The 17,926-nt window shown below is 71.9% G+C and carries 10 protein-coding genes and 1 riboswitch; of the genes, 1 reads left to right on the forward strand and 9 read right to left on the reverse strand.

Annotation, left to right across the window (positions count from 1 at the left end; genetic code table 11):
- Positions 1-9: 9 nt before the first annotated feature.
- The 6 genes from AC6JA9_RS26555 to AC6JA9_RS26580 all read right to left on the reverse strand — a co-directional run bounded on the left by AC6JA9_RS26555 (position 10) and on the right by AC6JA9_RS26580 (position 13,667).
- Complete coding sequence (locus AC6JA9_RS26555) at positions 10-3,549, reverse strand: flagellar motor protein (RefSeq protein WP_497960761.1); 3,540 nt, start codon at positions 3,547-3,549, stop codon at positions 10-12.
- Between the two features lie 68 nt (positions 3,550-3,617).
- Positions 3,618-5,516 carry a hypothetical protein gene (locus tag AC6JA9_RS26560; RefSeq protein ID WP_497958022.1) on the reverse strand — a complete coding sequence of 633 codons (1,899 nt, stop codon included), beginning with the start codon at positions 5,514-5,516 and terminating at the stop codon, positions 3,618-3,620.
- A gap of 52 nt (positions 5,517-5,568) precedes the next feature.
- Positions 5,569-7,242, reverse strand: coding sequence for a TolB family protein (locus AC6JA9_RS26565; protein WP_497958023.1), 1,674 nt, complete (start codon positions 7,240-7,242; stop codon positions 5,569-5,571).
- 93 nt (positions 7,243-7,335) lie between these two features.
- Positions 7,336-7,416, reverse strand: a riboswitch (cyclic di-GMP riboswitch).
- Between the two features lie 75 nt (positions 7,417-7,491).
- The gene (locus AC6JA9_RS26570; RefSeq protein ID WP_223752009.1) at positions 7,492-8,460 is read right to left on the reverse strand and encodes a FecR domain-containing protein; all 969 of its coding nucleotides are present in this window, start codon (positions 8,458-8,460) and stop codon (positions 7,492-7,494) included.
- 36 nt (positions 8,461-8,496) lie between these two features.
- Positions 8,497-10,344: a sensor histidine kinase gene (locus AC6JA9_RS26575; protein WP_223752010.1), complete on the reverse strand. Its 1,848-nt coding sequence runs from the start codon at positions 10,342-10,344 to the stop codon at positions 8,497-8,499.
- The gene (locus AC6JA9_RS26580) at positions 10,341-13,667 is read right to left on the reverse strand and encodes a response regulator (RefSeq protein WP_223752011.1); all 3,327 of its coding nucleotides are present in this window, start codon (positions 13,665-13,667) and stop codon (positions 10,341-10,343) included. Before AC6JA9_RS26580 ends, AC6JA9_RS26575 begins: the two co-directional genes overlap by 4 nt.
- A gap of 198 nt (positions 13,668-13,865) precedes the next feature.
- Here AC6JA9_RS26580 and lexA point away from each other — a divergent pair, with 198 nt between their 5' ends.
- The gene (gene lexA, locus AC6JA9_RS26585) at positions 13,866-14,531 is read left to right on the forward strand and encodes a transcriptional repressor LexA (protein WP_046714584.1); all 666 of its coding nucleotides are present in this window, start codon (positions 13,866-13,868) and stop codon (positions 14,529-14,531) included.
- Positions 14,532-14,564: 33 nt separating this feature from the next.
- Here lexA and AC6JA9_RS26590 read toward each other — a convergent pair whose 3' ends face one another.
- The 3 genes from AC6JA9_RS26590 to AC6JA9_RS26600 all read right to left on the reverse strand — a co-directional run bounded on the left by AC6JA9_RS26590 (position 14,565) and on the right by AC6JA9_RS26600 (position 17,925).
- On the reverse strand, positions 14,565-15,704 hold the full coding sequence (locus tag AC6JA9_RS26590; RefSeq protein ID WP_223785626.1) for a tetratricopeptide repeat protein: 1,140 nt from the start codon (positions 15,702-15,704) through the stop codon (positions 14,565-14,567).
- Positions 15,705-15,719: 15 nt separating this feature from the next.
- The gene (locus tag AC6JA9_RS26595) at positions 15,720-16,844 is read right to left on the reverse strand and encodes a hypothetical protein (RefSeq protein ID WP_223785625.1); all 1,125 of its coding nucleotides are present in this window, start codon (positions 16,842-16,844) and stop codon (positions 15,720-15,722) included.
- 124 nt (positions 16,845-16,968) lie between these two features.
- A complete protein-coding gene (locus AC6JA9_RS26600) occupies positions 16,969-17,925 on the reverse strand; it encodes a peptidoglycan DD-metalloendopeptidase family protein (protein WP_223752014.1) in 957 nt (318 codons plus the stop codon).
- Position 17,926 lies beyond the last annotated feature (1 nt).

The following is a 17,926-nucleotide window of genomic DNA, read 5'->3' on the forward strand; positions in this document are numbered from 1 at the left end:
GCGAGACTCCTAGTAGGCGAGCTCCGCCCGCAGGTAGAGCCGGTCCTGATTCTCCGACGACTCGGTGGCCAGACCCAAGCCGCTGAAGCCCAGCAGTGTGTACCCCACGGCCATCCGGAGTCGCTCATCCATCCGATAGGCCACTTCCGCCCGCACCGCCGTCAGCCGCTCTCCGTCCAGGGAGGCCGTCCTGCGCGCCGCCTCCGCCGCCACCTCCACGGCCCCCACCACCCGGACCGCCGGACGCACCGTGCCGGTCCACACCCACCGCGACGAGCCCCGCAGCTCACTGCGCCCCGCATGCACCCCGGCCGCGACGGAGAACCGGTCACCCAGGCGCACCGCGGGCATCAGCGAGAGGATCTGCAGCGCCCTGTCTCCGAACGCGGCCCGAGTCCCCGGCAACAGCTCTCGGGTGACACCGTAGCGCGCCACCACCAGCCACGGACCGGGCCTCCAGGCCAGCGCCGCGTAGCCCTCCAGCAGCCGGGCCTCCAGCGCGTCGTCGTTGACGGTGCGCGCGAAGTCCACACGGCCGGAGGCCGTCACGTCGCGCAGCAGCTCCGCCTCCGCCGCCAGCGCCACCACCGTCTGCAGCCGGTCCACGGCCTCGGTCGCGCCTCGCTCCGGCGTGCCCTTCTCGCGACGCAGCTCGAAGCGGCCCTCCAGTCGCAGCCGGCTCAGGAGCAGCTGGCCGAAGACGCCTCCCGCGTCGCGCCGCAGCGGCGGGTCCAGGTCCAGCAGGCTGCGCACGCCGCGCTCATAGCGCGCGCCCACGCTCAAGCCGTCGAGCACCGTCTTCTGGAAGCCCACCGCGCGAGACATGCGGAGGGTGGAGGCATCATGCAGGCCCACCTCCTCGACGAAGAGCGCCGTGCCGCTGTCGGGCAGCTCCGTGCGCGCGCCCGTGAGCGTCCGGCCCGCGCCGAAGTCCGGCCCGTCGACGTCCACCGAGTAGCCGCCGTAGTACACGTCGGCGCCACGACGCGACTCCACGTTCGCCCAGGCCCGGGGCCCCAGGTCCGGCCCCCAGCCGCCGCGCACGTCCACGCGCGTGTCGCGGCCCAGCGCCACGTCCACGCCCGCCGCGCTGAACGTGTCATCCACCCGACCGGGCCCCGCGCCATGCAGCGCCAGCTTCTGCCGGTGCGACGCCTGGAGCCACAGTCCCTCGAGCAACCGGTAGCGGCCCGCGACACCCACGGAGGTGCGGCCTCCCGTCAGCGCCTCGCCCTGCCCCACGACCTCGGCCGCCTTCAAGCGCGCGTCGCGCGCCTCCACGCTCACGCCCCAGTCGGCCTCCTCCCACCCCACGCTCGCGCCGACGGTGCTCGCGGAGAAGGGATGGTCGACGAAGGGCTCGCGCGGGTCCGCCGACTGACGTCCATCCGCGAGCAGCGACAGGCGCAGTCGGCCCAGGGGCTGACGCACCCGCAGCGCCAGTTGCTGGAAGCGCGCCGCGTCCAGGTGCGCGCCATCCGAGAAGCCCCGCGCGCGCCAGCGGTAGGACGCATCCACGGAGCCATCGCCGGAGAACCCCGGACCGCGCAGCCGCAGGCCCAGCGCCTCGCCGCCCGTCGCGACGGCGCCCGTCGGACGCAGATAGCTCAGCCCTCCGTCATCCGAGACGCCGAAGAGCCCCGCGTCCACCGCGGAGCCGCGACTGGAAGCCCCCTCCGCCTCCAGCGCGTAGCCACCGACACGCGCCGAGGCCCGGCCGGAGTAGAGCGTGTAGGGTCGGCCCTGGCCGCGCCCCTCCCGCACCGCGGCGAGCCCCACGCGGGCGCCCTTCCACTCGGCCCACAGCTCACCGCCGCCGGAGTCCTCGGTGTCCATGGAGCGCAGCGCCGCGTAGTCCGCGACGAGCACCGGCTCCGGCGCCTGCGTCACCATGTCCGTCCGGAAGAAGGTGTCGCTCGCGAGGAACGACAGCGGCCGGGACAGCAGGATGCGGCCCGCGAAGTAGTCGATGTCGTAGTCGCGACCTCGCACCAGGTGCCGCTCCGCCAACGGCAGGCCCGTGACACCGTCGCGCACCTCCACGCGCAGCAACTCCGAGCCCTCCGCCACCGACACCGCGCCCAGGTAGTAGAGGCTGCCGCCCGTGGCGCGGAGCTCCTCGTGCGCGGGGACCGCGGCGAGCCCTCGCGTCGGGTCGGTGAGGCTTCCACCGAACGCGTCCACGCCGGCCCGGAGCGCTCCGTCGCGCGCGTCGGCCGACGTCGCCAGCTCCGCGTAGGGACCGAAGAGCGGACGGTGATAGCGGCCCACCTCGCGGTCCTGCACCAGCGCGCGATAGGTGCCCAGGCCCGCGCGGCCATGCTCCGCGTGCCGGGCCTCGACGCGCAGGCGGGCCTCGGAGGCGTTCGGCGTCAGCGACACCGAGTCATCGCCCCACTCCGCCGGAGAGAAGTCCGGGTCCGCCACGCGCTCGAAGCGCTCGGGCACCCGGGGACGCAGCCAGTCCGGGAGCTCCTTGCCGCGCAGCGTGCGCGCGTCCGTGTCGCGCAGGTCCACCTCGCCCACCACGTCCACGGGCCCCAGGCGCAGCTCGGCGTGCGCGGAGCCTCGCCCTCGCAGCTGCCAGTCGCTGTCTCCCGGCGCGAACGACACCTCGACATCGAGCAGGGCCACCGCGAAGGGCCGCGCCTCCGCCTGGATGTCCAGCAGCAGCTCGCGCTCGCTCGCGCCCGGCGGGGCCAGCACCAGGGGCACGCGGTTGAGGCCCGGGGACAGCGTCACGGGGACCTCCACCCAGCCCTCCGGCCCCACGAACAGGGGCTCTTGCCCCACGCCGCGAACCAGCGTGCCCTCGCGGGCCTCGACCTTCATTCGCGCGACGCCGGTGGCCGCGCGCTCGTCACGCGCCGCCGGGAGGCGCACCGAGCCCAGGAGCTCCAGGGGCCTGGGCACCACCAGCCAGCCCTCGGCGCGCTGCACGACGTCGATGCGCTGGCGATACAGGCGCACCGAGCCATCCGGCGCCGTCGCGGTGATGGCCAGCTCGTTGGCGCCCGCGATGAGCGGCACCCGCGCGCTCCAACCGCCGCGCGCATCCACCTCCGCCTCCGCGGCCCCCACACGCACGTGGTCCCCCACGGACGCCTGCCCCGCCACCCGGAACAGCACCGCGCCCTCGCCCGACGCGACGCTCGCCACCGGCGGCGCGCGCTCGAAGGACAGCCCCAGCGACGACGCCGACGCGGGCCTCGTGCGCACCGCGAAGTCCTGGAGGACGACGGCGCCCCAGGGCACCTCCACCGTGGCGGCCTCCGGCGTCACCTGACTCGTCGCGGGCAATGAGCGCGCGTCCACCTTGAGCCGATGACGCCCCGGCCGCAGGTGCAGCCCTCGGGTGACCTCCGGCACGCGCGCGTCCACGCCGGTGAGGTGGAAGCGCCCGTGCGAATCGGTGAGCACCTCGCGTCCCGTCGCCAGCACCAGGCGCACCTGCGCGATGCCAGGCTCGTCCGCGCCACAGCGTCCGTCACCATCCGTGTCCTGGCACACGCGCCCGGCGATGGTCGACGCCAGCGACGGCACGTCCATCGACGCGCCCTGCGCCCGGGCAAGGCCCGCCCAGAACACCACCAGCAGGAGGCCCAGGCCCGAGCGTCTCACGGTCGTACCTCGGCCAGCGCCGTGACGCCGGTCTCCACGTCCGCCACGGAGACACTCACCGGCGTGGCCGCGCGAACCGTGAAGGACGTGCGACCCTCGCGGACCTGCTCGGCTTCCCGCGCGCCCTCCGACAGCGAGACATGCACCCGCCGACCCTCGAGCGTGTGTCCCTTCGCGTCCTCCAGCCAGTACGTCACGCGCGTGCCCTCCACGCGGAGCCGCACGTTGACGGGGACCTCGGGCGCCACGCGCACCGTCTGCGTCAGCGGCTCGGGCACCAGCGGCGGATCCAACGGATACGCCTGTCCGTCCTTCGTCAGGACATGGAGCGTGCGCACCAGCCCCGTCCACACGCCGTGCGCCACCACGTGCGCGCCCGGCGCCAACACGCCCAGGGACACGGTGCCATCCGGGCCTGTCGTCAGCGGATGCCCGTCCACGCGCAGCGGCTGTGAGGGCACCGGCTGGTCCGCCAGGTCGGACACGCCCGCGAACAGCTCGCCGCCGCGAGACCACACCGCGATGCGCGCGGGCTCACTGCCCAACGGCCCCCAGGCCCGCGCACGCAGCGCCACCGACTCCTCGCCACCCGAGGCCGGCGGAGACCATGTGCTCAAGAACTGCCCCGGCGAGGTCTCCCGCGCCACGGAGAACTCCCCCTCGGGCGCCTCCAGCGCCAGCATCACCCCGGGACGCGGCCTGCCGAGCGCATCCCGCGCTCCCACCGTCACGTCCACGTGGGAGCCGCGGTGCACGAGCGGGTCGGCCACGGACATCGTCAGCTCCGACGCGGGCCCCTGCGCGAGCTGGAGCGCGAGGCTCTCCTTCGAGCCCGCGCCACGCTGAGGCCACGCCGCCTCGATGCGCTCGTCATCCGCCAGCGTCTTGGGCGCGGTGTAGAGCCACTCCAGCATGCCGCCCGCCGCGCGCGTGCCATTCGACAGCGTTCCCCGCCGCGCCTGCGCCGTCACCTTCGCGTCCTCCACCGGCTTGCCCAAGGGGTCGCTCGTCGCGCACACCAGACGCGCTCGCGACACCCCATCCGCCGGCAGCCGCTGCGGCTGGAGCACACACGCCAGACCATCCGTGGGCGGCAGGTTCAGGTCGATGCTCTCCCGACGCACGTTGCCCGCCCGGTCCACCACGCTCCCCTTGCCGAAGCGATGTCCCGGCGGCACGACGATGGGCAGACGGAAGCGCCCGTCCGGCCCCGCAGTCACCGGGCCGAAGCTCTCACCGGCGATCTCGATGGAGATGCGCGCGTCCTTCTCCGTCGTGCCCGGCAGGTTCACCGACGCGGCCAGCGGCACCAGCACGCGCCCATAGGCACCGTGCACGGACTGCGGACTGGGCCACGCGGAGAACGCGACGAGGATGGCCACCTCCGGGTAGCGCGTGTCCGGCAGGATGTAGCGCGCGCGATACGTGCCCGGCTCCACCCGCTCCAGGTCCGCCACCCGTCCGGTGCTCACGCGCACCACGGGCGGCGCGCCGCTGTCATCGGCCGTGCCGTCCGGCCGCAGCAGCTTCACCGTGAGCCGAGCCTCCTTGTCGCGCCCCTTCACCGGCGCGGCGGGCTCCAGCGCCAGTTGCACCTCGGTGGCCGGCGGCCCCAACACGAAGCGCGCCTGCGCCTCCAGCCCATCCACCTTCGCGCGCACCACCACGTCCCGAGCCCCCGGCCGAGGCACGACGACGTACGTGCCCAGCGGCGGCCGTGCGTCACCTGGCCGAAGCTCCGCGCCCTCCACCGTCACCACCGGCTTGCCCACCCACGGCACGGGCGTACCCGAGGCATCCCTGCGCACCAGCGCCAGCGGGAAACCATCGGGAGTCACCGCCGATGACGGTCCAAGCAGCTCGAGCGTGTCGGCCCAGGCCGAGGCAGCGCACACGCATAGCAGCAGGAGAACTGGGGGATGAAAACGGTTCAGGACGCACGGAAGTCTACAGGCTGCTTCCCCTTCTCCGAAGTTCCTTCCGCGAAACCAACACCGGCTCGCGCCGAGGCCGCGCCAGCCACAACGCCAACATCACCAGCCCCACCGCCCCGGACGTGGTTCCGCTCGTACTGCACCCGAGGCCCCGCCCATCTTCACCCGGCTCGAAGGTCAGGGATGACACCCCACTCGTCCCGAGGGAAATCGGTGTGATGGCCTGCCCGAGCACCTGCTGCGAGCCCGCGGGCGACACCGTCGCGCCACACTCGGACGCGGTGCCGTACACGCGGATGCGGAACGAGCTTCCTGGATTTCCGGAGATCAGCGCGGCGAGCCACGTGTTTCCGCCCAGGGTGACGTCACGCGCCACGAGCGCCACGGTGGGCTTGAAACGGGACGGGTCGACGATTTCACGCCCATCCAGCCACACCCACCCGGACGTGGCGCGCTCGCCGCTGTAGCCATTGTCGACACACATCACCCCGGCGCCCTTGCCGTGGAAGCCCAGCGAGACGGCGTTGGGCTGTCCCGTGGTGCGCGCCACCTCCAGCGCGGCGAGCAGCGGCGTCTTGCCGGGCTGCTTGCACACCTCCTCCGCGCTCCGGGGCGGCGTGGGCGTGGCCGTGGGCGCGACGTCGCACGGTCCATCCCGGGGGAGCTGGAAGGTGAAGCTGTGCACGTCGAAGTCACCGTTCTTCGACACCGTCCACACGACGCGCACGGTGCCGTCGTCGGACACGCTCAGGTCGTTGAGGTTCTCGTTGTCCGGCGAGTCGGTGAGCAGATACAGCGTCTGCGTGTCGAGGTTGTACAGCGCGATGTCGAAGTCGCCCTTGGCCGGGTCCCTCCGCTCGAAGGCGATCAACGAGCCGCTGATGCTGGGGTTCGCATCCAGTCCCGGCAGCGCGAGCCGCTGCTCGGTGCCGCCGTTCACCGGCTTCCAGTAGATGTCCCGGTCCGAGACCCCGTCGACGGTGCGCGTGCTCGCGTAGACGACGAGCTCTCCGTTGGTGTCCGGCTGGGACTCCTCGCCCTCGCTGCCGGTGAGCGCCTGCGAGTAGAACGCGGCGCCCTCCCGCCGCGCGCGCCAGATGTCGCACTGCAGGCCCTCCGCGTTGCACTTGGCCCAGACCACCGTCCGGCCGTCCGGCGCCACCGCCGGCGTGCGGTCCAACATCCGGTCCTCGGTGAGCCGGGTGAGCGTGCCCTGGTCCAGGTCGTAGAGGGCGATCTCCGGCTCGAGCGTGCTGCCCGTGAAGCCGAAGTCCTGCCACGCCACGGTGCGCCCGCCGATGACCGCCGCCCTGCGGCTGCTGCCCGGCTGGGGCGCCAGCTCCCGCGCCGGCAGCCCCGCGCCCACCTGGTACGTGTAGATGGCGCTGGAGGCGCTGACGCGGGTGAAGACCACCGTGTCCCCGCTGATGTCCGAGACGAAGTCGAACGCGCCCTCGTTGGGGATGGCCGCGTCCTCGCCGGACACCAGGTCGTGGTAGCGAATCTCGCTGCGGCCTCCGGACTCGTTCGTGTACGCGACCAGCGCGCCGCTCACGTGCGGGTCCGTCTGGTCTCCGGGGCTGTCGTTCACCACCTTGGCGAAGCCGGACAGCGTTCCCACTTCGGGGGTGTCCGCGGAGGCCAAGGCAGGGAGCAGGCACGTCACGAGGGACAGAGCGCGCAGCATCGGAAACCACCTTCCCGGAAGGACGCTGGAACCACAGACCCATGCCCGCACAAGGCAGCAGTGGGCCCGGAGTCCTCCCCGGAGCTGGTTCCCCACGGCAACCACGGCCGGCCTTGCTTCGGGCCCCGCGGCTTTGCGCACCAAGGCTTTCGCCCTGGATTGCCCTTGAACAGGAATGACTTCGCGACGAAGTCTAGGGAGACCCCCTGCCAGGGGTCAAGCCGACCGCCTGCCAGGACGCTCGGGGTTTCAGGGGCTTGAATCGTTCGCCTGATTCCAGATGTCCGAGTCCGTCTTCAACGGCGGCGGGCGCGTGTCGACGATGACCTCGGCCTGCTCGCGTTGTTCGACACGACCGACGCCCACGGCCCGCACGTCCACGGTGTTGGCGCCCTCGCGCAGCTTCACCTTGCGCTCGAAGCGGCCCTCCGCGTCGGCGAGCACGCGCACGTCGTTGACCTGCACGCGGCTGCCCGGCGTCGTCTGCCCCCGCACGAGCAGCTCCTTCTCGCGGCGCGTGCGCTCGGAGGGCCAGTCCACCTTGAGCAGCAGGCTGGTGGGGACGGCCGCGGGCTCGGACGGCGCCTGTCCGGGGCGCACCACGGACTGCTGGCCCGCACGGACGATGACGACCTTGCCCTGCCCCAGCAGCGTCACCTCGCCCTCGCGCGTGCCCACGGCCACGGTGCCCTGGCCGTTGTTGCTCATCGTGAAGGCACCGGACTCGTGCAGGGTGGCCACCGCGTCGCTCTGCGCGGCCTTCACCTCGAAGGTGTGGCGCTTGCCGGGGCGCACCACGGCGGTGGCCATGCCGCTGGCGAGCAACAGGCGCGACGCGGACTTCGTCAGGTCCTCCACGGACACCTCGGTGCCCGGGTCCATGCGGAACTCCACCGCCTCGCCGCCGATGAGCACGGCGTACGAGCCGTCCTCCGTGCGCACCTTGTCGTGGCGCCTCAGCGCCATGCCCACGGACGCCTTGCGCCACGCGCCGCTGCCCTCCTTCACCTCCACCGTGCCGGTGACCTCGGTGAGCTCCAGCTCCATCGCCTTCTCCACCACCGGCGCCACCACGGGGACGACGGGCGGGGGCGGCGGCGTCGGCGGCGCGGGAGGCTGGCGCAGGAAGAGGAACCAGCCCAGGGGCAGGGCCGCGAGGATCAGCACGAGGCCGACGTAGAAGGGCGTCTGGCGCCGATGAGTGCGGGGCTCGGCCATGGAGTCCTCCTAGCTATCACAGGCCGCGTGGGATGCTCAGGCCCTCGGCAGCTCCACGGTGAAGCAGGCCCCCTGCCCCACTTCCGAGCGGACGCTGAGTGTTCCTCCCGCCTCCGTCACGACGCGCCACGACACGCTCAGGCCCAACCCCACGTTGGACCACACATCCTTCGTGGTGAAGAAGGGCTCGAAGATGCGCGGGCGGATGTCCGCGGGGATGCCCTTCCCCGTGTCCTCCACCTCCAGGAACGTGCGCCCGTCGCGCTCACCGGTGCGCAGCGTGAGCCTGCGCGTGGGGGACTTCATCATCGCGGTGCGCGCGTTGGACAACAGGGCCAGCACCACCTGCGACAGGTGGCCGGGGTCCGCGCGCACGCGGCCCATCCCGGGCGCGAGCTTCGTCTCGAGCGTCACGCCGTCGCTGAGGATCTGGTGCTCGGTGAGGCTGAGCGCATCGCGCACCACGGCATTGAGGTCCACGGGGCGCAGGTCCGGACGCTCGCGCTGCTGGGAGAAGCGCAGCAGGTTCTGGGTGATCTCCTTGCAGCGCTTGGCGCTCTGCTCGATTTTGCGCAGCGTATCCAGGTCGGGGTCCGCGGAGCCGCGGTCCAGCATGAGCAGCTGCACGTTGCCGAGGATGCCGGCCAGCGGGTTGTTGATTTCGTGCGCCACGCCCGCGCCCAGCTGTCCCACCGCCGCCAGCTTCTGCGCCTCGAGCAGCTGGGCCTGGGCGCTCTTGAGCTCACCCGTGGCCTCCTCCACGCGCACGCGCAGCTCGTCGTTCCATCGCAGCATCCGCGCGCGCGCCGCCTCCAGCTCCGCGCCCATGCGGTTGAAGGTGTTGGCCAGCTCGCTCAGCTCGTCCTGCCCCTCCACCTTCACGCGCTTGTCCAGCTCCCCCCGGCCGAAGGCCTCCGCGCCCTGGACCACGTCCTCCAGCCGCCGGTTGAGCCGCCGCGTGAAGAGCGCGCCCAGGCCCAACAGGACGAAGAGCGCGCCGCCGATGGAGAAGAGCACCGTGCGCCGCATGGCCCGCACGGGCGCCAGCGCCGCGGCCTCGTCCACCTCCACCACCACGTCGAAGCGCAGGCCTCGCGACACGCGCGCCACGCTCACCCGGCGCGGCGGGTCTTCCAGCCGGAAGCTGCGCACCACGTCCGGCTCCGGCGCCGTGGGCGCGAGCAGGTGCGCGGCGACCTCCGGCGAGAGCGTCACCATCCGCCGCTCGGGCTCGGAGCTGGCGAGCACCCGGCGCTCCTCGTCCACCAGGTCCACCCGACCCAGCGCGCCCGGAGGACGGCGGCGCAGCGCGGCCTCCAGCGGACCGAAGACCACCTCCGCCAGCGCGAACGGCGCGTCCTCGCCCTCGGCCAGCTTCACGGCGACGGCCACCGCCGCCCGGCCGCTCTCCGCGTGCACGTACGCGCCGCCGAGCGCCGCCTGCCCCTTGCCGCCGCCCCGCAGCTGCTGCACGGGCACCGAGCCCACCATCCGCTCGAGCCCCGTTTCACGGAAACCGGGGTGCCCCTCCGTATCCCGGGGGCGGAACACGGGCGCGCCCACCGGCTGGCCCCGCGCGTCCAGCTTGAGCACGGCGCTCACGGCCTGGGACTGGCCGTAGAGCAGCCGCAGGCCGCCCACCGTCTCCGCCTCCGTGGCGGCCTGCCAGTCGATGAGCTCCGCGGAGCGCGCCAGCGCGTCCACGACCTCCATGAGGGTGGAGCCCACGGCCTCCGCCGCCGCGGCGGCCTGCGTGCGCTGCTCCGCGTCGATGCGGGCGACGAGCTCCGCCTCCGCGCGCGACAGCAACAGGAAGCCGACGGCGGCCAGCGGCAGCACCGTCGCCGCGAGCATGAACAGGACCAGCTGCTGGTAGAGCCTCACCCGGCGACGGAGCGTACCACCTGCTCGCGGTCACTGCGCAGGTAGACGGAGCCCTGGATGGCCTTGGCGCGCTTCTTCATGTCGGCCGCCCGCCGGGCCAGCTCCGCGTGGTCCTGGGTGCCGTCGGTCATCACCGCGACGATGGACACGCTCATGATGGGGAAGCGCCGGCGCTCCCCGAAGCGGTCCTCCGCCTCGATGTGCCCCCGCTCCCGGTCCTGCCGGTCGTAGTAGAGCGGGATGATGCGGTCGAAGGTCTCGATGGCCGTCTGGCACACCCGGTCCACCGACTCCGGCGAGGCGATGAAGACGAAGTCGTCCCCGGCCACATGGCCCAGGAAGTCCCCGGCCACGCCCTCCTGCGCGAAGATCTCACGCATCAGGTCGCCCGTCTGACGCACGACGCCGTCCGCCTTCGCGAAGCCGTAGTAGTCGTTGTAGGCCTTGAGGTTGTCCAGGTCCAGGTAGCAGAAGGCGAAGGGGCGCCGGGCGATGAGCCGCCGCTGCACCTCGCGTTCAATCGCGGTGGAGCCCGGCAGCTGCGTCGTCGGCGAGGCCGACAGCTCCTGCTCCTTGCGGCGCAGCACGCTCTCCACCCGCGCGCCCAGCTCCAGCGCGTCGAAGGGCTTGGTGAGGTAGTCGTCGCCGCCCAGCTTCAGCGCGCGCACCTTCGAGGACGTCTCCGCGCGCGCGGAGATGAAGATGACGGAGATGTGACCGCTGGCGCGCTCGGCTTTTATCTCCTCGAGGAAGAGGAACCCGTCGCCATCCGGCAGCGTGACGTCCAGCAGGATGACGTCCGGCCTGCGCTCGCGCAGGGCGCGCCGGCCCTCCTCCAGCGAGCCCGCGACCGCCACGTCGAAGCCGATGTTCTCCAGCACCTCGCGACAGATGGCGGAGATCTTCGAGTCGTCGTCCACCACCAGCACGCGCCCGTGCGCCGGGCCCGCGCGGCCGCGCACCAGCGAGTCCACCGTGGCCAGCAGCTTGTCCGGCGTCAGCGGGCGCACCAGGAACGCGTCGGCGCCGGCGCGGAAGGCGCGCTGGCGCTCGTCGAACGCGGACGTGAGCAGCAAGGGCGCGCGCCGCGTCTCCGGGTCGTGCCGGAGGATCTCCGCCAGCCGCAGGCCGTCCACGTCCGGCAGGCGCACGGACACCAGCACCATGTCCGGGTGGTGCTTGCGCGCGCTGGACAGGCCCTCCTCGGCGTTGAACGCGAGCCGCACCTCGTAGCCGCGCGCGGACATCAGCGCCTTGGCGATGTAGCCCACCTCGTGCTCGCCCTCGATGACCAGCACCCGCCCCCGGCTCTCGCGCCGCTTGGGGGACTGGGCCTCGGCGGCGTCGTCCGACTGCCGCAGCTCCGCGGGAGGCTCGGTGGGCAGCACCGCCATGAAGCGCACGCCGTCCACGCACGGCTCGCACCAGATGCGCCCGCCGTGGGCCTCCACGATGTTGCGGCAGATGGCCAGGCCCAGGCCCGTGCCGCGCACGGTGCGGTTGGCCTTGGTGCGCGCCTGCTCGAAGCGGTCGAAGATGCGCTCCAGGCTGTCCTCGGCGATGGGGTCTCCGCTGTTCCAGCAGGAGAGCACCACGTAGCCGGGCAGGCTGGACGTGGCGTGCAGCTCCACGCGCACCTCGCCGCCCTCGGGCGTGAACTTCACCGCGTTGTTGAGCAGGTTGTTGAGGACCTGGTTGAGCCGGTTCGGGTCCGCGATGACGCGCAGCGGGTGGCGCGGCAGCCCCGGCGTCACCTTCACCCGCTTCTCGTCGAAGGCCGGGCCGTACTTCTCCACCACGCGCTGGACCAGCTCGTCCAGGTACGCGACCTCGAAGTTCATCCGCAGCCGACCCTTGGCGAACTTCGACAGGTCCAGCAGGTCGTCGACGATGGTGTTGAGCTTCTCGGTGGAGTCGCGCGCCAGCGACAGGTAGCGGCGCTGCCGCTCGTTGATGTCGCCGGCCATGAAGTTGAGCACCAGGTCCAGCGCGCCGGAGATGGACGTGAGCGGCGTGCGCAGCTCGTGGCTCACCATGGAGACGAACTCGTCCTTGCGCTCCTCCAGGCGCTTCTGGTCGGTGATGTCGCGCAGCACCACGCACACCCCGCGCAGCGTGCCGCGCGCGTCGCCCACCGGCGTGGTGGTGGTCTGCACGTGCCGGTCGAAGAGCTTCACCTCCTCGCGCAGCACCTGCGTGCCGCTGTACTCCCAGCCGCGCACCAGGTGGAACGGCTGGAAGCCCAGGCGCTCCTCCATCATCCGGCTGGTGTGCTCCGCGGGGTCGTCCCCCACGTGCAACAGCCTTCGCGCCGCCGGGTTCATCACCACGATGTCGTTCTTCTCGTCGGTGAGCACCACGCCGTCGGCCATGGACTCCACCATCCGCTCCATGCGGTGGCGGGCCTCCTCCTCGGCCGAGCGCAAGGACTGGATGGCGTCCGCCGTCTGGTTGGCGAGCACGTCCAGCAGCACGCCGTCGTCCTCGGTGAACGCGTCCGAGCGCTGGCTGAACAGCGACAGCATGCCCACCGGACGCCCGCCGGCCACCAGGTTCACCGTGAGCTGGCTGGGGTAGACCGCCGGCGCCGCCGCGTCCTGCGTCGTCGTGCCCGCCACGCGGGTGATGACGCGGTCCTCCGGAAGCAGCAGGCCGGAGCTCTTGCGGTACGCGCCGAGCATCGACTCCTTCACGCCCAGCAGCGCCTGCTCCCCCACCGTGCCGTGACAGCGCAGCCGCAAGGTCGCGCTGCGCGACTCGTCCGGGGCGATGAGCGCCGCGCCGCAGTCGTACGGCAGCACCCTGGCCACGGCGATGAGCACGCGGTCGATGATGTTGTCGTAGCTGGCCGGATCATTCGCGCTCGCGCGGCTGACCTCGTAGAGGACGAACAGGGCCTCCACGCGCTGGTGGAGCTGGCGGATGAGCCGCTCCTTGTCGCGCCGCAGCTGCGTGTACTCCACCGCGTTCTTCACGGTGATGAGCAGGTCGTTCACGTCCCAGGGCTTGGTGATGTAGCGGTACACCTGCCCCTGGTTGATGGCCGCGATGAGGTCATCGGGGTCCGTGAAGCCCGTGAGCAGGAGCGTGGTGACGTCGAAGCCCTCGGCGCGTGCCGTCGCCGCCAGCTCGATGCCCGTCATCTCCGGCATCCGCTGGTCCGTGACGAGCACGTCCACCGTCTCCCGGCGAAGCACTTCCAGCGCGGCCTGCCCGCTCAGGGCCGTGAGCACGCGATACCGGCGCTGGAACATCCGGGTGAGGATGTCCAGGACGTCGGCCTCATCGTCGACGAAGAGCAGCGTGTGGCGGAGTTCGGACAAAGCGGGCGGAATTGTACGTCGAGTTCGTCCACTACCCTCAAGAACTGAGAATGCCGAAAAGATGGGCACGCACTCCAGGTGCGCGGTGGGACACTGAACGAATTGACTCTACACGTCTGTTCAGGGAGAGTGGACACTGAAAGCCTGTTGCCTGGGCAACCGCCCTGTAGCAATCAGGCCCGCCGAGCGAGGGAGCGCATGGAAGAGCTGACGGACCGCCAGCGCGAGATTCTCAGCTTCATCGTGAAGGAGACGGAGACTCGCGGATTCCCGCCCACCATCCGGGAGATTGGCGAGCACATGGACATCCGCTCCACCAACGGGGTGAACGACCACCTCAAGGCGCTGGAGCGAAAGGGCTACCTGAACCGGGGCGAGCAGCAGAGCCGCTCGCTGGTGCCCACCAAGCGGGCCCGGCTGCTCTTGGGCCTGGGCGCCAAGCGCGATGCGGGCATGGTGGAGGTCCCCCTGCTGGGCAAGGTGGCCGCCGGCGCGCCGCTGCTCGCGCAGGAGCACATGGAGGACTCGGTCAAGATCGACAGCTTCCTTTTGGGAGGCGTCAACGGCCGGGAGGTCTTCGCCCTGCGGGTGAAGGGCCAGTCCATGATTGACGACGGCATCCACGACGGCGACTACCTCTTCGTGAAGAAGACGCCGGCCGCCCAGCCGGGCGACATCGTGGTGGCGCTCATCGAGGACGAGGCCACGGTGAAGCGCTACTACCCGGAGGGCGACCGCATCCGCTTCCAGCCGGCGAACGCGACCATGCAGCCCATCTACGTGAGCCGCACGGAGTTCCGCTCGACGATGATTCTGGGCCTGGTCGTCGGCGTGTACCGGAAGATGCAGGGCGGACGCGCGTAGCGGCCTTGCGTGCTCCTGGGCTCCCCGTGGAGCTCAGGGGCACTTCTTCTGGGCGGGGTCCGCGGCCAGCGCGCGGGCACACGCGGTCTGCTGGAGCGCGACGTCCTTCAAGTCTCGCGCGAGGCGCGCCGTGGTGAGGTGGAGCTCCGCGTCCTTCGCCATGTCCTTCTCGGCGCTCAGGTTGCCGAGGATGCGCAGCGCATCCGACTTGCGCTCCATGGTGACGAGCAGGTCCGCCAGCTCCCGCAGCTCACGCACGTCGTTGCCCTGCACGGACTCGAGCGCGGCGGCGAGTTCCTGCTCCGCGCCCTCCTTGCTCTTCATCGCGAGCTGGATGCGCGCCAGCGCCACGTGGACGATGGCGCGGTCCTTCACGCGCAGGGACTCCTTGTACGCGGCGATGGCGTCGCCCGGCTTGTCGAGCTGCAGGTGGATGGTGCCGACCAGCTCCCACAGCGTCGGGTCTCTCGGGGACTTGCTGGCGGCCTCCTGGTAGGCGGCGGCGGCCTCGGGCAGCTTCTTGGCGCGCACGAGTGAGTCCCCCAGGGTGGTGAGCACGCCCACGGTGCGCACCCCCTCGTTGGCGGACTTCTGCGCCAGCGCCAGGATTTCCGGCTCGCGCCCCTGCTTCGTCAGCACGTCGACGGCGCGAAGGATGAGCTCGGACTTCGCCTCCAGATGGGAGGCGACGTTGGCGGCGAGGATGAAGTGGCGGACGGCCTCCTCGTGCTCGCCCTTCTTGAAGTGGATTTCGCCCAGCTGCTCCAGCGCGTTGGCGTCGTTGGGGTACAGGCCGATGGCCTTGCGCAGCGAGCTCATGGCCTCGTCGGTGCGGCCCAGCTGGGCCTGGACGAAGCCCAGGCGGCTCCAGTTGGTGGAGCGCTTGGGCTCCAGCTTGAGGGCGGCCTCGAACTCGGTGGCGGCCTCGGAGATCTTCCCCATGGAGAGGTAGACCTCGCCTCGGGCGGCGGGCAGCCGGGGGTCATTGGGGGCCAGCTTCTGCATCTCGTCGAAGGACGCGAGCGCGGCGGTGAACTGGCCCTGGAGGTACTCGGCGGTGCCCTTGATGTAGAGGCCCTCCGCGTGGTCCTTGGGCGTCACCGTGGGGCGCTCGTCGCACGCGGCGGCGGCGAGCAGGGCAATCAGCGGGAAGGCGCGCAGGCGCTGGAACATGAGGGGCTCCGAATCCTAGAAGTGGTACGCGATGCCCAGGTTGAGGTCCAGATTGAGGCCATCGCCGAGCTGGGATTCCGCCAGGCCGAGCACCGCCTGGGCGACGTTGGTGCCCGCCTCCAGTTGGACGCCGACGTGGCCGGCGATGAGGTACTCCAGCCCGATGAAGCCCACGACGGTGGGCAGGGGGCCGGTGGACTGGAAGATGCCGAAGTCGCCGAAGGACAGCTGCACGCCCAGGCCGAAGCCCCAGTACGGGCGCAGGGACTTCTCCACGTTGTGGTAGTGGCGCGCGCCCACGACGCTGGGCAGGACGTTGAGGCCGCCCTTGGCGCCCTCGGTGGTGGACTGCACGTAGGAGAAGCCCACCTGGATGAAGCCGAGCCACTCGGGGTGGAACCAGTAGCCCACCTCCACGTCGGCGCCCGGGTTCAGGGTGGCGAGCTTGTCGACGAAGTTGTTGTTGATGCGCAGGCCCAGGGACAGGCCGCCGCCGCCCGTGCGAGGCGCGCCGCCAATCAGCGGTCGGGCACCGTGGTTCTCGCCGGGGTTGACGAGCTCGGCGACCAGCGCGTCGGCGATGGCGTAGACGGTGGGGAACAGCGTGTCGGCCTCGGGGGACTCGGCGCGCGGCTTCGCGAGCGTCAGCCCCGCCTCCGTGTCCACCAGTCGGGCGGTGAGCAGGTACGAGTCGCCGAAGCGGTCCACGCGGCCGGACACGACGTAGCGCGCGCCGGTGAGGGTGGCGAGCTGCTGGAGGCACGGGCCGACGTCGCATGTCTCGAGCTCGGCGAGCTGGCGGCGGCGCTCGGCGTCGAGGGACGCCTCGAGGTCGCGCTGGGAGATGACCCAGAGGCGGGGTGACTCGGCGAGGCGCGCGGTGATGAGCGAGGTGACGCCCGTCACCGAGTCCCGCGCGGAAGGATTGGAGTCGAACGCGAGCACCGCGACGCTCATCGGCGCTTCGTCTGGAGCGGGAGCGGACGGCGCGGTGACGGCGGGAGCTTCGGAGGCCGGAGGCGTTGGGGCCGAGCCCACCTGCGGAGCCTCGGGGGGCGGCACCGACGCCACGGGGGACTGTGCCCACGCGGAGGGAGCAAGGACGAGGAGGACCACGAGCTGGGCGAAGACGCGCGACACGGCGCGGGACTCTACCCTTCCCCGGCCCCCACCCGGAGGGCCTGCCCGGTCTCGATGGAACATTCTCACGGGAACCCGCCCCCAGCAGGCGACGAGGCGAGCCCCGCCCTCCCCGGCCAGGCGCTCACAGGCTGGGCATCGGCCCCAGGTAGTCGAGCGGGTCCACGGGCTTCCCATCCAGCCGCAGTTCGAAGTGCAGGTGCGGACCGGACGTCTTGCCGGACTCCCCCACCGTCGCGATGACCTGCGAGCGGCGGACCTTCTGCCCCGTGCGCACGCGCAAGTCGCGGTTGTGCGCGTACAGCGTGATGAGCCGGTTCTCGTGCTCGACGATGACGATGTTGCCGTAGCCGCGCTGCTCGCCGGCGTAGAGCACCGTGCCCTCCTGCGCCGTCTTCACCGGCGTCCCCGAGGGCGCCGCTAGGTCGATGCCGTCGTGCGGCTCGCGCCCCTTCTTCCCGAATCTCCCGTACAGGACGCCCTTGAGGGGCCAGTCGATCATCCCCTGCGTGGCCAGCCGGGGCCGCGCGCCCGGACGCGACACGGGTCGACGCGGCGGCTCCTCGCGCCGCGCCACCACCGGCCCACCGCGACGGGGCGGGGTCTCCACCGAGGTGCGCACCGGCTCCGGGTCCGCCTCCGCCGCGATCGTTTCCGGCGCATCCACCGGCACGCGCCGCTCCACGCCCGGAATCGTCAGCTCCTGGCCCACCGCCAGCGAGCGCACGTCCTTGATGCCGTTGGCGGACTTGAGCTCGTCCACCGTGAGCCCGTACGTCTTGGCGATGCGGTACACCGTCTCGCCCGCGGCCACGCGGTGGCGCACGGCCACCAGCTCCGGCTCGTCGTGCGAGGAGCGCAGCGCGAACGGGAACGCCCCCGACTTCGGCGGTGGCGCTTCGCCCGACGCGGCGGACGCACCGGCTCCGTCACCCGAGACGGCCTGCGACCTGGTCTCCTGCACCAGCGAGAGCTCCGTCCCGGAGGAAGACGCCCGGGGGCCCACGCAGCCCGTCACGACGACGGTCGACAGGAGGAACAGGAGCGCCCTGGCCGCTCGGATGCAGATGCCGGGCCTCAAC

The sequence above is a fragment of the Myxococcus sp. MH1 genome, assembly GCF_059738865.1.

Bases quoted from the DNA above. Each gene is read 5' to 3' on its own strand.
- AC6JA9_RS26555 (WP_497960761.1), bottom strand. From the start codon at position 3,549: ATGGACGTGCCGTCGCTGGCGTCGACCATCGCCGGGCGCGTGTGCCAG.
- AC6JA9_RS26565 (WP_497958023.1), bottom strand. From the start codon at position 7,242: ATGCTGCGCGCTCTGTCCCTCGTGACGTGCCTGCTCCCTGCCTTGGCC.
- AC6JA9_RS26570 (WP_223752009.1), bottom strand. From the start codon at position 8,460: ATGGCCGAGCCCCGCACTCATCGGCGCCAGACGCCCTTCTACGTCGGC.
- lexA (WP_046714584.1), top strand. From the start codon at position 13,866: ATGGAAGAGCTGACGGACCGCCAGCGCGAGATTCTCAGCTTCATCGTG.
- AC6JA9_RS26590 (WP_223785626.1), bottom strand. From the start codon at position 15,704: ATGTTCCAGCGCCTGCGCGCCTTCCCGCTGATTGCCCTGCTCGCCGCC.